Source organism: Pseudomonas peradeniyensis, from assembly GCF_014268935.2.
Classification (GTDB): Bacteria; Pseudomonadota; Gammaproteobacteria; order Pseudomonadales; family Pseudomonadaceae; genus Aquipseudomonas; species Aquipseudomonas peradeniyensis.
The window spans coordinates 642445-657057 of sequence record NZ_JABWRJ020000002.1; the positions used below are offsets into that span (position 1 = coordinate 642445).

General features: G+C 65.6%; 17 protein-coding genes. All 17 read right to left on the reverse strand.

What is annotated here, in order from left to right:
- Positions 1 to 186: 186 nt before the first annotated feature.
- The gene (locus HU751_RS12415) at positions 187 to 1158 is read right to left on the reverse strand and encodes a hypothetical protein (RefSeq protein ID WP_186735439.1); all 972 of its coding nucleotides are present in this window, start codon (positions 1156 to 1158) and stop codon (positions 187 to 189) included.
- On the reverse strand, positions 1131 to 1835 hold the full coding sequence (locus HU751_RS12420; RefSeq protein WP_186735441.1) for a hypothetical protein: 705 nt from the start codon (positions 1833 to 1835) through the stop codon (positions 1131 to 1133). Before HU751_RS12420 ends, HU751_RS12415 begins: the two co-directional genes overlap by 28 nt.
- The gene (locus HU751_RS12425; RefSeq protein ID WP_186735443.1) at positions 1832 to 2371 is read right to left on the reverse strand and encodes a baseplate complex protein; all 540 of its coding nucleotides are present in this window, start codon (positions 2369 to 2371) and stop codon (positions 1832 to 1834) included. The genes HU751_RS12420 and HU751_RS12425 overlap by 4 nt, the downstream gene beginning before the upstream one ends.
- Complete coding sequence (locus HU751_RS12430) at positions 2368 to 3291, reverse strand: hypothetical protein (protein WP_186735445.1); 924 nt, start codon at positions 3289 to 3291, stop codon at positions 2368 to 2370. Before HU751_RS12430 ends, HU751_RS12425 begins: the two co-directional genes overlap by 4 nt.
- On the reverse strand, positions 3288 to 3998 hold the full coding sequence (locus tag HU751_RS12435; protein ID WP_186735447.1) for a DUF4376 domain-containing protein: 711 nt from the start codon (positions 3996 to 3998) through the stop codon (positions 3288 to 3290). Before HU751_RS12435 ends, HU751_RS12430 begins: the two co-directional genes overlap by 4 nt.
- 8 nt (positions 3999 to 4006) lie before the next feature.
- Positions 4007 to 6013: a phage tail-collar fiber domain-containing protein gene (locus HU751_RS27105; RefSeq protein WP_186735449.1), complete on the reverse strand. Its 2007-nt coding sequence runs from the start codon at positions 6011 to 6013 to the stop codon at positions 4007 to 4009.
- 9 nt (positions 6014 to 6022) lie between these two features.
- On the reverse strand, positions 6023 to 6547 hold the full coding sequence (locus HU751_RS12445; RefSeq protein WP_062364666.1) for a phage tail protein: 525 nt from the start codon (positions 6545 to 6547) through the stop codon (positions 6023 to 6025).
- Positions 6544 to 7716, reverse strand: a complete 1173-nt coding sequence (locus tag HU751_RS12450) for a baseplate J/gp47 family protein (RefSeq protein WP_186735451.1) — start codon at positions 7714 to 7716, stop codon at positions 6544 to 6546. The genes HU751_RS12445 and HU751_RS12450 overlap by 4 nt, the downstream gene beginning before the upstream one ends.
- Positions 7713 to 8030: a DUF2590 family protein gene (locus tag HU751_RS12455; protein ID WP_186735453.1), complete on the reverse strand. Its 318-nt coding sequence runs from the start codon at positions 8028 to 8030 to the stop codon at positions 7713 to 7715. Before HU751_RS12455 ends, HU751_RS12450 begins: the two co-directional genes overlap by 4 nt.
- A complete protein-coding gene (locus HU751_RS12460) occupies positions 8030 to 10144 on the reverse strand; it encodes a phage tail tape measure protein (RefSeq protein ID WP_186735455.1) in 2115 nt (704 codons plus the stop codon). Before HU751_RS12460 ends, HU751_RS12455 begins: the two co-directional genes overlap by 1 nt.
- Before the next feature lie 6 nt (positions 10145 to 10150).
- The gene (locus HU751_RS27300; RefSeq protein WP_437181051.1) at positions 10151 to 10297 is read right to left on the reverse strand and encodes a DUF6890 family protein; all 147 of its coding nucleotides are present in this window, start codon (positions 10295 to 10297) and stop codon (positions 10151 to 10153) included.
- Between the two features lie 20 nt (positions 10298 to 10317).
- Complete coding sequence (locus tag HU751_RS12465) at positions 10318 to 10605, reverse strand: putative phage tail assembly chaperone (RefSeq protein WP_050703720.1); 288 nt, start codon at positions 10603 to 10605, stop codon at positions 10318 to 10320.
- Between the two features lie 54 nt (positions 10606 to 10659).
- Positions 10660 to 10866, reverse strand: a complete 207-nt coding sequence (locus tag HU751_RS12470) for a TraR/DksA family transcriptional regulator (RefSeq protein WP_050703721.1) — start codon at positions 10864 to 10866, stop codon at positions 10660 to 10662.
- Positions 10866 to 11315, reverse strand: coding sequence for a phage protein (locus HU751_RS12475; protein WP_046857144.1), 450 nt, complete (start codon positions 11313 to 11315; stop codon positions 10866 to 10868). Before HU751_RS12475 ends, HU751_RS12470 begins: the two co-directional genes overlap by 1 nt.
- A gap of 3 nt (positions 11316 to 11318) precedes the next feature.
- Complete coding sequence (locus HU751_RS12480) at positions 11319 to 12434, reverse strand: DUF2586 domain-containing protein (protein ID WP_186735457.1); 1116 nt, start codon at positions 12432 to 12434, stop codon at positions 11319 to 11321.
- Positions 12435 to 12527: 93 nt separating this feature from the next.
- Complete coding sequence (locus tag HU751_RS12485) at positions 12528 to 13004, reverse strand: phage tail protein (RefSeq protein WP_186735459.1); 477 nt, start codon at positions 13002 to 13004, stop codon at positions 12528 to 12530.
- Positions 13005 to 13508: 504 nt separating this feature from the next.
- Entirely contained in the window at positions 13509 to 14609 is a 1101-nt protein-coding gene (ychF, locus tag HU751_RS12490; RefSeq protein ID WP_028691150.1) for a redox-regulated ATPase YchF, read from the reverse strand.
- Positions 14610 to 14613: the final 4 nt, after the last annotated feature.

Genomic DNA, 14613 nt, shown 5'->3' on the forward strand with positions numbered 1-14613 from the left:
GGTTCAAGCAGGAGGGATTGTAGACGGTTGTGCGCAGGCGATGAAGCCTTGGGTTCTTTCAGGCTGAACAGGACTCCATGGGCTGAGAGATCGCGCAGGGAATCATCACCAGCGTGGGGGGGGGGGGGGGGGGGGGGGGGGGGGGGGGGGGGGGCCGGGCCCCGCGAATACGAAATGCCCTGAAGATCACAGCGTGATCGGCTTCAACTTGAGCCCCATGGCCTGGGCCCGCACCGCCGCGCCGCTGAAGGCCGCGGCATTGCTCGGTGGTGGCGTGGGCCCGTGCACATGCCCGGCCAGTTCGGTGTTCATCTCCTGGACCAGGTCGAGCAGGTCGCAGAGCACCTGCAGCACATTTACCGCCTCGGAACCCAGCCAGGTCTTCGGTGCCTGCAGGCGCTGGCTGATCTTTACCACGCTGTGGCGCAGGCCCTCGATCCGCTCCTGGACGTCGCCGCCGATCGCTGTGTTGAGCTTCTGCCCCACCGCCAGGTTCAGGTCGCGGCCGGTGGCCTGGTGCAGGTCGTCGAGGGCGGCCAGGCTTGCGGAGCCGCCGGACAGCAGCTTGAGCGCGCCGAGGGCCTCGATCTTCTTCACTCCGCCGACGGTCTCGGTGGAGTGGTCGTCCACCGTCCGGGCATGGCTCTGGAACTGCTCGGTGTTGGCCAGCGCCTCGACCTCGCGCTCGATCGCCTTGTCGCGGATCCGGCCATCGGTCTGGCGCAGCCAGTTGCCGTCGGCGTCGGCGCGTTGCTGGCAGGCTTCGCTGTGCTGCCACACCAGGTCGCCCTTCGGCACCTTGGGCAAGCTCAGCCCATGGGGCAGGATCTGCTGGATGAACGGCTTGTGCGGCAGCCCATAGGCGAACGACAGCACCACGGTGGTGCCTTCCTCGGGGAAGCCGAACATGCCGCGTTCCTGGCCACCCATGGGCGCCGGCAGCGGCAGGCTGGTGAACACCGGCAACGCCGGGTCGGGCTCGCCGTCCGGCAGCAGCACCTGGACATCGACGCCGAAGCGCGGGCGGAAATCGTCGCACAGCCCGGGCGCCTCCGGCGCATCGGGCACCGCGACCACGCGGCCGAAGCGCGGCAAGTGATAGCCGCCGGTGATTTCGGGGAACTGGCGCGCTACGGCGCGGCGGATTGCGTCTTCCATCGTATGGCCATCTGGCTGTCGGCCAGCGCGACATGGGTCACGCGCTCGCCGTGGTTGATCGGTGCGCCCGGACGCAGCCCCGGCAGGGCCGCAATGCTGGCGCTCTGGTTGCCCTGGTAGTGGTCGAACAGCTCCATGGGCAGTTGCAGCGCGGGACGCGCGCCGAAGTAGCTGTCGGCCCAACTGCCCACGTACACCTCGCCGTTGCCCTGCTGCTGCCAGATGAAGTCGGGGATGTCGAAGACCTGGGCCAGGCTTTCCATGGCCTGGAAGCCGGCGGCCAGGCTGTAGAAGAACGGCGCGCGCACCGACGCGTAGGGCCGCTCGGGCACGCGAAAGCGCAGGCCGGTCTGCTGGCCGATCTGGTCGAGCACGCCGCGCAGGTCGACGTGGCGCAGGTTCATCGGCAGCGGCCTGGCCAGGATCGCCGCCAGTTCCCGGCAGAACAGCAATTGCTGCCTGGCGTTGGCGCTGGTACAGCGCTCGACGTAGCCGATGAAATGCCGCTGCAGCGGGCTGTCGTTGTAGCCGATGTCGAGGGTGACCAGGCCCTTGAGGGGCGCCTCGGCCTGGACGATGAAGGTTGCCCGCCCCGGGTTGCGCAGTTCCAGGCGCACGTCCGCCCTGACCAGCTCGTATCGCTCGCCGCCGACATTGAGTACCTGATGCAGCTTCATGATTTCTCTCCCAGCCAATCATCCACTTTTTTCAGCAGGCGCTCGAAGCTGGTCAGCTCCGGGTCCTTCTCCTCTTCCTCCTCTTTCGCGCCCACTGCCGCCCCCGGAGCGGACTGGGCCTTGACGCGTTTTTTGGCGCGGCGCTTCTCGACCTTTTCCGGGTTGGAGGTCTTTTCGGCCAGGCCGAACTGCACCCGCCAGCAGGCCAGCGAGTCGTCTTCCCGGGCGTTGACGCTGTCGGCGAAGCGCACCTGGCGGATGCCGAAGGCCTCGGCGGTGTCGTTGACGATGCGGTAGGTCTTGAGCTGGCCGCCGCTTTCGGTGGCTTCGGCCAGGCGCATCAGGCTGCGCAGCCAGGCGCCGTTGACGTAGGGAATGGTCAGGGTGACCGTGAGGGTCTTGGGCTTGAAGCCCTTGTGCGCGGTGTCGGTGTTGCTGGTCTGGCCGGACAGGTCTTCGGCTTCGATGCGCAGGTTGCCGGTGACTTTCAGGGTCTTGCCTTCGACGGGCTGGCCGTCCAACAGTAGCAGTGTCATAAACCCACCATTTCACGTACGAAGCTCAGGCCCTTGGCCGAGCCGACCAGGATCACGCCGGCGCTCATCACCCATTCATGCCCAGGGGCATCGCCTTCGAGCAGCATGCGGCGCAGCTGTGTGTTGTTGCCCGGGCCCAGCAGGCGGGTGCGCACCGAGCTGTCGGCCTGGCCGCCTTCCAGCAGCTGGCGCAGGTCGGCCAGGCGCTGGTCGCGGACCTGCTGCTGGTTGGCCTTGCGCGTCGCCAGCCCGGCCAGGTCGGCCATGGGTGAGCTGTCGGCGGCGTAGCTTTCCAGCACTGCGATCTGCCCGGCCAGCGACTGCTGGGCCGCCTTCAGTACCGTGCAGCGCTCCAGCGGCAAGGCTTCCCAGCGCGGCAGGGCGGTGGCCTGGGGAATCTGCCATTTCTCGGTTTCGAGCCGGGCCAGGTGCTCGGCGCGGCGTTGCGCGCGCACCAGTTCGGGGATCGGCATCAGGGCGTTGAAGCGGGCCAGGCCGGTGGCCAGCTGGTCGTGGCGGGTGCCCAGGAACAGCAGGCACAGCGCGTGCTGCTCACCCTGGGGGCTGCCGTTGTCGGTGGCGTCGGTCAGCTTGTTCGCCAACTGCTGCAGCAGGTTCGGCGCGGACAGGAAGCGCTGGTAGCCACGTCCCTGACCGATACCGCTCTGAAACGGCGTCACCACCAGGCACCTGGGCACTTCGCCCAGCTGTTCGGCCAGGGCCTGGCGCCCGGCTTCGATCGCGCCCTTGGCCGCGGCGCCGACCGGACCGGGGTTGGTGCTGGCCAGTCCCTGCAGGCCGCTCAGGCGCTGGGCGGTACTGGCCAGCTCGTTGCCGGCCAGGGCCTTGGCGGCGTCCAACTGGCCCATCCAGCGGGTCGCCTCGGCTGGCCAGCGCAGGGTGACGGGCGCCCAGCTCATGCCGGCACCGTCCACTTGATTGCACGCAACGCGTCGAGCTTCTTGCCCTGCAGCGCCTTCGCCGCTTCACGCTTGAGCTGGTCGGCGTGCTGCAAGGCCGCTTGTTTGAACAGGACCAGGTCCTTGTTCACCTGCAGCAGCTGGTCGCGGGTGTGGGCCAGGAACTGGCGCACGCCATCGCTGCCGGTGCAGGGGTAGGCACTGTCCAGGCCGCTGAACATCAGGCCTGTCAGGTTGACCTGGTCTTCCAGCGAGCTGCCGTAACGGTGCGCCTCGCCCAGGGCCGCCGAGTCGAAGCCGGCCTCGAGGTACTGCGCGCAGCTGGCATTGATCTCGTCCAGCTTCTGCTGATGGACCTTGGCCAGCACGGCGGCGGTGTCGTCCACCCACTCGCCGTTCTTCCATACCTGGTCCGGGCCGGGCGACTTCACCGTGTAGCCCGAGGGGATCGGGCCCATGCCAGTGAGGGTCAACGGTTCGGCGTTGGTGATGCTGTAGACCACCAGGCCGTTGTGGTAGTCCACCAGGGTCCAGGCCTGGCCGTTCCAGTGGGCGGCCTTGTGTTCGGGGATCGCCGGCGGGGCTGTTTCCACGCAGCCGCCGGGGATCAGGAAGACGCCGGGCTCAAGGGGGGACTCGTCCGCTTCGGTGGTGCCGGTGAACAGTCCAAGCTGGGAAGTTTGATAGACGGTCTTGGTCGTTGCCATGCGGCACCTCAGTATTTGATGAAGGAGTACAAGGCCATGTTCACCGGCCGCGATTCATTGCCGCCGTCGCCAGCGATGGTGATCGCATGGCTGTGCACGCCATCGCCGACCATCGACAGGCCGTGGGTGTGCGCGCCGGCGGCATGGGTCGGTGCCGTCACACCGTTGGCGTAGTTCGCGGTGGTGAAGTTGGGGGCGCCGTTACCGACATCGTTGTTCATGGCACGGGGCGCGGTGTGGGTGTGTTCACCACCCGCGGCAATCGAGCTGCCGGGGTGGTAGTGCCAGCCGGCCTCGGCTGCCGAGGCCGCGTGTGCGTGCCACAGGTTCTGGCTGCTCTGGACGGAGCCTTGGGCTCGGCCTGGGTCGAATCCGCGCCCGTCATCGACGTCCCGGGTGAACAGGCCGCGGGTATCAGGCAGGTTGAAGGTCGTCGCGCCATCGCCGGTGCCGTAGAGGATGCCGATCGCGGCAAACAGCGCGGCATAGGTCGTACGGCTGACGGCCGCGCCATTGCAGCGCAAGGTTCCGCTGGGGGCGGTGCGGCTGAAGGTCTGGATCAGCGTGCCTGCCGGCACGATGGCCGCCGGGTTCAGGTTACCGGTGTGGTAAAGAGGCAGTCCGTTCCAGGCGATCACGCCCTGGGCATTCATGGCCAGGTCGCCCGCTACCGCGCCTCCCCAGTGGAAGCCTATGCGAGGGGCATAGTCCCAGCTCTGCTTGGCGGTCGTGACCAGACCCACCTCACGGATCTCCAGTGCGGGATATTTGTAATCCGAACTGGGTGTGTCCGAATAGAAGCGGGGAACCTGGTTGCTATAGCCCGTGCGCAGGGCGTCGGTTATTCCATACCCGGCAAGGCTGGTGGGTTTGCCGCTGGTGAGCTTGCTCCAGTCCAGGCTCGGAATGTCGGCCGGCTTCAGCGCCTCGTTGCCAACGACCTGGCCTTTGCCGTTGATGACCACTTTCGAATAGGCACCGGGAACCACACCGATATCCGCAAGCGTGGCCTGGAGGGCCACGTTGCTGCTGCCATCGAAGTCCACGCGGCCGGTGACATCACCCTGCAACGCGATCTGCCGGGCTTCGGCCAGACGCCGGGCCTTGCCGGCGGCGGTAGTGCCATCCACCAGGTCGGTGACCGATTTCCGGCTGGCGAAATGGTCCACCAGCGGGCCGGCAATGGGGGCGGATCTACGCTTGTCGGCGATGGTCCCGGCGCTGGCGATGTCCGCCAGCTGAATGCAGTAGACCCAGCCATCAGGGGTGACGTAATCCTGCTGGTCGGGCATGTACACCACCTTCCAGCTGGGGATCACATCGTTCTGCTCGCGGCGCCAGGTGATGTGCATCCATACCTGGGTCGCCCCTTGCGGCGGGCTCAGCGGCACGGCCTTGGGCAGCTCCAGGCGCATGCCTTCCAGGTAGGCGATGCCGGCGGCCAGCTGGTACTTGTCACCCACCTTCTGGAACTGCAAACCGTCGCCGAAGAAGCACGCTCGCCCATACACATCGCGGTTGCTCAGGCGCTCGCGCTCGTCGATGCCTTTCAGGCGCACGGTGAAGTCGTGCTGCCAGGTGCTGGCATCGATGGTGATGCCGGTCAGTTCCTGGGCACCGCTGTATTCCACGAGGATGTTGCGGGTGACGTTGTTGCCGATCTGCAGCGGCGGGATGTTGCGCCGTTTCTGCTGCAGCGGCAGGTAGGCCACGGCGAACAGCACGCCTTCGGCGCTTTCCAGGCCCATCCAGTTCCAGTCGAAGTCGCCGATGTCGCTGCCCAGCATCGAGCTGTAGACGACCTGGTTGGGGTTCACGTAGCCGCTGTTGCCCGCCGGGATGTCGTAGCTGTGCACGATCTGGCTGGCCGGCGGTTTGGTCGCGGCGCGGTCGACTGGCGTGTTCGGATCGAGCCCGGGCACATTGGCGTAGATGAAGCGGGTGATCTGCAGGACTTCTTTGGCCCCCTGCTTCTGGGCAATCAGGCTTTCGCCCGCGAAAGTGATTCTGGCCACGGCGGACTCCTAAAGCGTGGCGACCAACGTCTGCTGGTCGTCGTTGAATTGGGCTGCGGCAATGCGCAGGGTCACGGGGGTGATGCTGATGAAGTCGTAGCGACGGCAGGTCCGGCCGTACTGCTGGATCAGCACCCGCAGCAGCTCGGGGTTCTCCGACAGCTGCGAGTCGGAAAGGCGCAGCAGGACCACGTCCCAGTCGCGGCCGGCCAGGCGTTCGTCGATCTCGACATAGCCCACGCCGAGCCGGCGCAGGATGCGCTTGAGCCCTGCGGTGCTGCCGGCATCGACCGCGTTGATGAAGGCGAACTTCACCCGCAGTCGGTACAGCCTTTCCGGTTCGTCCTTGAAGCGGGTGATGTCCCGCTGCCAGGCGAGCAGGTCCAGCACGGTGAGGTGGCAGGTCTCGGCGTCCATCTGCAGCAGCGGCCAGCGCAGCCACTCGGTCACCCTGGCCCACCAGGCCTGGGCGGCGTCCTTGAGCTTGGTCAGTTCGGTGCCGGCGAGCCAGAACGGCAGTTTCAACGGGCTCATACCAGGTCCACCCGCAGGTTGGCGATGCGCGCGATGCTCAGCTGCGAGACGATGTCCTCGCTGGCGAAATGCAGCGACTCGATGTCGGCGAAGGCCTGGTGCAGCTCCTCGGCCAAGCGGCTGAAGGAGAACCGCGACTGTGGGTAAGTCAGCGTCGGCCGATAGTCGCTGGCCGTGCTTTCGCGAAACGCCGCGCGGATGAACTGGGTGATGCCCTGCTGTAACTCTTCGCGCCGTTTCGCCGTCAGGTTCGCCCGCGGCCAGACCGTCAACGCGATGTCGTGGCGCGTCTCGGGCATGACCATCACCAGCAGGTCGTCGCCGTGACCGTGGTTGCCTTGGTCGCGCACATGGGCGTTGATCTGCTCCAGATACGCCTGCGCCGGCACGTCGGCGTCGAACAGCACGTAGGCGTTGGCGCTGCCCGGACCACGCGGTGCGTCGTGGAGGAAGTACACGCCATCGGGGCGCACCCCCGGGAAGGCGGCGATCATGGCGCGGTAGACCGCGTCGGTGTGCCACTGGTTGACCGCGCTGAACTGGTTGCGGGTGCGCAGGCGCAACTGGTCGTCGGGCTCGGGGTCGGCCCCGGGCGAGGTCATCCAGCCGTCGGCATTGACCACCTGGACGATCCCCGGCACAGGCTCGGGCAGGATGGCGTAGTAACCGGGCGCCAGGTTGTAGCCGCTGCCGACCTGCTGCGCCTGGACCTTGACCGACTGTTGCAGGCGGCCGTCGGGGAACACAGCATCCTCGACCGTCACCAGCTGGTAGACGTGGCCGTTGATCGCGGCGGATTGCACCACCACGCCGGCGCGCATCAGCAGCTCGCCGGCGCTGTTTTCACGGGTGAACAACAGCTGGCCCTGGGCCTTGGTCGCGCCTTTACGCTCGACGTTCACCGCCCAGGCCAGGCTGTCCAGCCAGGCGCCGCTGGCCGTCTTGACGAAGAAGTTGGGCAGCACGGTGTCGCTGATGAAACCGACCAGCCACAGCACCGGCTTGGTCACCAGCGCCGTCACCACGCGCCAGAATGGCGAGTAGGCGCTGGTGTTGCTGAGCTTGCTGCCCTGGGCAGCCACTTCGGCCTCCCAGGCCTGGTGCAGGGCCGCCTCAGTGGTGGGAATGCCGGCGTCGGCCAGCACCTTGCGAAAGTCCAAGTCGCTCACAGGTATACCTCGATATCACCGAATTTCAGGGTTTTCGCCGTGACCAGGTAGCGGCCCGGATGCTCTTCCAGGACGCGCGCGGTACCCGGCAGCAGGCGCTCGTCGTCCTCCACCAGCAGCTCCAGTTGCAGGATGCAGTCGGCCTGGCGCTGGCGGCTGCGCTCGGCCACCAGGGTCACCAGCAGGCCGCTGTCGCGGATCATGTGGGCGATGTCCTGGGCAATGCTGGCCCGGTCCTCGATCAGCAGCGGTTGCTGGGAAGGGTCCAGGACCAGGTCGTTGTCGTGGATCAGCAGGTCGATGTAGTCGCTCATCAGCCCACCGCCATTGCCATCATCTGTTCCAGCTCCAGCGGGTTCATGGCCTTGCTGGTGTTGATCTCCACCTTCTCGACATGCATGCGCCGGTCCTGCGCCTGGGTGGTGTTCTGGATCTGGGTCATCAGGCCTCCCTGGGGAACGCTCGTCGGGCTGGCCGGCGAGAGGTTGAGTGCGGTCTGGGTCATGCGCTGGCGCTGCTGCTCGAGTTGCTCGACCGGCGCGCTGGCCATGCTGGGGGCGACGGTGGCGGGTGCCATCGAAGCCGTGTGCGGGGCCGCTGATGGCACCTGCATCAGGGTCTTGAGCAGTGGTTGCGTATTGCTCATGGGCAGCACGCCGATCGGCGCGACCTGGCTGGCAAGTCCTGGCACCTTGGGTGCTTCCGGCAGATCGGCGAAGGAGGTCTCGATGTTGACGCCCGGGATCTTGTTCAACCACTCGATCACCAGGTCGAGCGAGCTGCGGAAGACCTTGACGATGCCGTCCCAGGCGGCCTTGGCCATGCCGGTCCAGCCCCCCATGTCGGTGAACCACTTGCTCAGTGCGTCCAGCTGTGCGCTGACCCACTGGAAGGCGGCACTGTCCAGGAACGCGGCCTTGAGCTCGTCCCAGTAGGCAATGACCAGGACCACGGCAGCGACCAACGCGATGATGCCCGCGATGATGAGGATGATCGGATTGGCCAGGAGTGCGGCGTTCACCAGCCAGAGTGCGCCTTGCCAGGCAAGGGTGGCGACCCTCACGATCCCCATCCAGGCGTACATGGCGATCAGGCTTGCCAGGAAGATCGACAGCACCAAGGCGTGCCGGAGGAACATGAAGATGCTCTTCAAACCGGTCATGTTGAGCAGGGCCCAGACCGCATTCAATCTGAGCAGGGTCATCCTGTGGATGCCGGCCAGGATCGTCAGCACACCCATCGCGGCAGAAAGACCGAAGATCACCAGGGTGGCGTAACCGACCAGACGGGTGATGTTGGGGAACAGACTGATCCAGCGAACCAAGGTAGTGCCGATCTCGACCAGGCGATTCATCAGGGGTTGCAGGATGGGGATGAGTGCCTGGCCGAATGCTATACGTAGCCCTTCCACTGCGCGGGTGAACTGCTGCCACGGATCGACCATGGCCTTGGCCATTTTCTCGGCCTCTTCCAGCCCACGGACCTTGCCGAGCTTGTCGAGGCTGCTCCTGAAACGATCGGTGTCCTGTGCAAGTGCTCCGATCAACTGGGCGCCTTTGTCGCCAAACGCTTGCGTGAGTTTGGTATTGGCCGCCGCGCCTTTCAGATCACCGAACCGGCCTTCCAGCTTCGCGAGGATGTCCAGCATGGGCAGCGCCTTGCCGTCGGTGTCGGTAAACGAAATCCCGAGCTTTTTCGAAGCCTTGTCGATGTTGTCGAAAAAGGCCTTGTAGAGGCTGCCGGCTTCGCCGCCCTGCATGGTGCTGGACAAGCTGCCGATCACGGCCATCTGCTCGGCCAGACCGATGCCGGCTGCGGAAGCACTCGCGCCTGCTTCCTTGAAACCGGCCTTGATCTGCTCGCCGCTGGTGCGGAACAGTTGTACCGCCAAGGCAGTCTGCCCGCCTAACTGCTTGACCCACAGGCCTTTGCCCATGGCGTCGGCCTGCTGTTTCTGCAGGTTGTACATTGTGCCGACGTACTCGGCCATCACGCCCTGGTCGGTCTTGGTAGCCTTGGCCAGCACGCTGCTGGTGTGGGTGAAGGTGGCCAGTTGCGAGCCGGACAGCCCCTTGATGGCGCCTTCGATCTTGTAGGCCGAGGTGACGAAGCTGCGGGCGCTTTCGCCATAGGTCATGGAAAACTTGAGCGCCTTCCTGTTCAGGGCGTCCAAGGCGTCGTCGGCCACGCCGAGCGAGCGGACGTCGGCCAGGGCGCGATTCATTTCGAGGGCCGGCTGCAGCAAGGCCCCGATTCCCCCCGCCGAACCTTTCAGCTCATTCGTTGCCGCGGTTATCTGCTCAATGCTGGCCTGGCTCCTCTTGGCCAGCACATTGATTCCCTGGCTCACCTTCGCCAGCGGCGCGGTGACTTTGTCGGTCAGCGACAGGATGAAATCCAGCCGGCTGGTTGCGTTGTTCGCGCTCATGGGATGTCAGCCTCCATTGAATGCACGTGCGATGCCGTTGGCGATGGCGATTTCCATTCGCCGCCAGTGCTCGTCCTCCAGCCACTTGGCCGTGCCCAGGTTCTCGGGCGTGGTCGGGGCACCGGGCAGCCAGCGTTCGGCCAGGGCCAGCAGCTGACCCAGGCCGTCCTCGGTCAGTCGCTCTGCGTGGCCGAGCGCTTTTTTACGGTGACTTCCACGGTCGGGGCGTACTCCTCGACCAGGGCGCCGGCCAGCTGGATAACGGTCATCGGGTTGGCCAGCAGCGGCTTGAGCTGGTCCTTGTGCTCGGGCTTCACGGCGGTGACCAGCAGGTTGTTGGCCGGGGCGACCTTGTTGGAGGGGGTCAGGGCGTTGATGTACTTGGTCATCAGCGCCGGATCGATGGCGAAGTCCAGGGACAGGTCGCCGACTTCCAGGGTGATTTCGGTGCGTTGGGTCATGGGTACTACTCCATTGGAATACGGGAATCGAAAAGAACGTGGCGGGCGCTGTGTTCAGCGGCCGCGCTCGTGAAGCTGTTGGCAGGGAACGCAGCGGCGCATGCCGCCCAGGGCGCGGCGCGCCTCGGCGATCTCGTCGCCGCAGTCCGTGCAGTGGGTGAGGCTGGGCCCAGTCGCCACGCGTCGGCCACGGACGGCGGCGATCGCCAGATCACGCCTGAGCTGTTCCAGGGCCTGGGCGCGGTCGAATGGGCACACCATCAGCTCAGGCCCTCGACCTCGGCGAAGGACAGGTACGGCACGCCGTTGACATGGATGAAGTCCGGGCTGGTGACGTCGAACGGCAGCTTGTGCTTGGTCTTCTCGCCGCCCTTGGCGTCGATGTTGAGCAGGCTGGAGATCTTGAAGCGGCAGCCGAAGGCTTCGACGCGGATCTCGTCAGTGGGGGTCTTGGCATAGAACAGCTGGTCGAAGGTCCCCAGCTGGCGGAAGCTGCCGGCCTTGGCGGCGGCTTCGATGATCAGGTTGAAGTTGCTGGTGTCCACTTCCAGCTCGCCGCTGGCGGCCACGTCGCCGGCGACCCAGCCGTCCGGCACGCCCTTGGTGTGCGCCACGGCGCTGTTGTCGGTGATATCGAGGGTTGCGCTCTCAACGTGGATCTTCAGGTCGCCCACGTTGATGTCGAAGTTCAAGCCACTGATCTTGGCCATGGGTTACTCCTGGTTGTCCTGGGAAAGGTCCAGCGCGATGTTCGCGGTGATGTCCTTGGGGCAGTTGTGCGGGCGGATGCGGATGAACACTTCCACCTGGGTGTGGCTTTTCCAGACGATGACCAGGTCGCCGTCGCGCGGCGGCTGGATTTCGCCGGGGAATACTTCGCCGGCGAATTTCACCGCCTTGGCCATCTGTCGCAGCGGCGCCATCAGCGCGCTGGTGTTGGCGGCCATGCTGGCGGGGCTGTTGTTCAGGCGACGGTCGCCGATGCGGCGGATCAGCAGCGGGCGGACCTGGCGGGCGGCCTTGTCGGCCAGGCGCAGGTATTCCAGGACCTGGAAGTCGCTGGCGGCGGTGTCGAGCATGTTGGCATCGCCCCAGTACACGCCCTCGTAGTCCGGGTAGGTCTGCGAAACGGAGTAGCGTGCCTTGTCCAGCTCGCTGCGCACTGCCGATGGCAGTGGCACGCCGTCCTTGTCCGCGGGCACCGCGCCCAGGCCCAGGACAGGGCCGCTGGCGACGCGCATCGGGGTATCGGCGATGCTCCAGGCGGCGTTGGCCAGGCGCCCGGCGAGCACGCCCAGGTCATTGCCGTGCAGCTGCGGCACTACCACGACGCGTGGCGCGGCGATACCGTCGGTGAGTGCCTTCTGCTCGAGCAGGTAGTCCGACCAGGTCACGGTCGGCAGGATGCCGGCGGACGCGGCCAGGACAAACGAGCGCCGGCCATAGCGGGCGTTCAGCTGTTCGGCGGCGGTGTGCATGGCCAGCAGTTCCGCGCCGGCGGCCGCCGGCTTGGTGATGACGATGCCCTCGACCGAGTGGCCGTGCTGCTGGGCGTACTCCAGGGCGCTCGCCCAGTCGCCTTCGGCGCCGATTGGTGCGGCCAGGCAGGCCCAGCGGTCGCCGCCGTTGGCCCGGGCAGCGATCAGTTGGGTCTTCAGGTCGCTGGCGGCCACGCCCAGCTCGTTGTCCAGGTCGCTGTCCGTGTTTAGGGTCAACAGCTTGCCGACGTTCTTGGCGGCGGGGCCGATGAAGAGGAAGTAGCGTTCGATCTCGGTCACGGCACCCTGGCCGAGGTTGAGATTGTTCACGCTGATTTTACCGAGTGCCATAGGTTGCCTCGTTAGCGGGGTGATTGAAGGGGTGTGCCAGGACCTGTCGATCAGGTCGCGGGCGGGTCGGGCGTTGTTGCCCGGGTAATCGGATCAGGGGAGGGGGCTGCCCTGGGGCAGCCCCTGCAGGGCGACATCGCCTTGCTCGGCGACCCACAGGTCGTAGGGCTGGAATGACCAGGTCTTGCCGAAGACCTCAATCTCGCCAGCCGCGTCCTCGGTCAGGTAAAGGGGCTCGACGAACTCAAGGACCAGCGACACATCGAGCAGGTCGCTGCCCGGGGCCTTTTGCTTGACGGCGAGGGTCGGTGCCGGCAGGGCGAACAGGTGACGCCCGGGGTCGTTGGTTTCCAGCCAGCTGCCGGCGAGCGCCATCAGGCGTCCGGGATGACCGCTGAAGTCGTCGAAGTCGAACAGGGCGCGGTAGCGCAGGTTACCCATGTGCAGGCCCAGCTCAGTCGGCGTCCAGGCCAGTTGCAGGTCCAGCTGCTGGGCCCAGGCGTGCAGTTGCCCGGCAGGCACCAGCTTGCGTTCGAGCAGGTAGGTGGTGAGTGCTTTCAACTGGTTCATGGGGAGGCCTCCGTACAGGGCGAGGTGGCTGAGAAATTCATCGTTGAGTACGTGGGGGGATTGCCCGCTCCCACAGGGTTCAGAGAACCGCCGAAACCGTGGTCGGCATTCCAAAAAGCCCGCCGTGCAGGCTTTTCAGTAATGCGTTGTCGAACCGCTGGCCACGACTGGTGACGCCATGCGGCTGCGCTTCAAATTGGTGACTCCGACCGCGGCCGTCTGCCCGCCGGAAAACTGATCGTGGTGCTTTACGCTGCACACCCGGGCCAGTTGCCAACCCTCTGAACAGTCGAGGCCTGTTCATCGCTGCCTGTGTCACAACCGGTTGCTGTCCGGCTCGAGAGATAGGCTATGCATCAATGCATATGCAGTCAATGCATTTTTGGAAATATTTAGGCATGAAAATTTGCCGATATGCATGTCGGTCTTTACGGGCGCGGGTTGTAGGGCTTTTCTGCAGGCGAAAAAAAACCCGCCGGAGCGGGTTTTTTCAGGAGCGGCGCATCAGACGTTGAAGCGGAAGTGCATCACGTCACCGTCCTTGACGATGTAGTCCTTGCCTTCCAGGCGCCATTTGCCGGCTTCCTTGGCGCCGCCCTCACCCTTGAACTGGATGAAGTCGTCGTAGGCCACCACTTCGGCGCGGATGAAGCCTTTCTCGAAGTCGGTGTGGATCACGCCGGCCGCTTGTGGGGCGGTGGCGCCCACGCGCACGGTCCAGGCACGTACTTCCTGCACGCCGGCAGTGAAGTAGGTCTGCAGGTTGAGCAGCTCGTAACCGGCACGGATCACGCGGTTCAGGCCAGGCTCTTCCAGGCCCAGGGCCTCGAGGAACATGTCTTTCTCTTCACCGTCGTCCAGCTCGGCGATCTCGGCTTCGATCTTGTTGCACACCGGCACCACCACCGCGCCTTCTTCCTCGGCAATGGCCTTGACCACGTCCAGGTGCGGGTTGTTGTCGAAGCCGTCTTCGGCAACGTTGGCGATGTACATCACCGGCTTGCTGGTCAGCAGGTGGAAGCCGCGGATCACCGCCTTGTCTTCGGCGCTCATGTTCTTCATCAGGCTGCGCGCAGGCTTGCCTTCGGTGAAGTGGGGGATGAGCTGCTCGAGGATGGCCTTCTGTGCCAGGGCTTCCTTGTCGCCGCCCTTGGCGTTGCGGGCGACCTTCTGCAGCTGCTTCTCGCAGCTGTCGAGGTCGGCGAAGATCAGTTCGAGGTCGATGATCTCGATGTCGCGCTTGGGGTCGACGCTGTTGGAGACGTGGATCACGTTCTCGTCTTCGAAGCAGCGCACCACGTGGGCGATGGCGTCGGTCTCGCGGATGTTGGCGAGGAACTTGTTGCCCAGGCCTTCACCCTTGGAGGCACCGGCGACCAGGCCGGCGATGTCGACGAACTCCATGGTGGTCGGCAGGATGCGGTTCGGCTTGACGATCTCGGCCAGCGCGTTGAGGCGCGCGTCGGGCATCGGCACGATGCCGCTGTTCGGCTCGATGGTGCAGAAGGGGAAGTTCTCCGCCGCGATGCCGGACTTGGTCAGGGCGTTGAACAGGGTGGACTTGCCGACGTTGGGCAGGCCGACGATGCCGCAATTGAAACCCATGGGT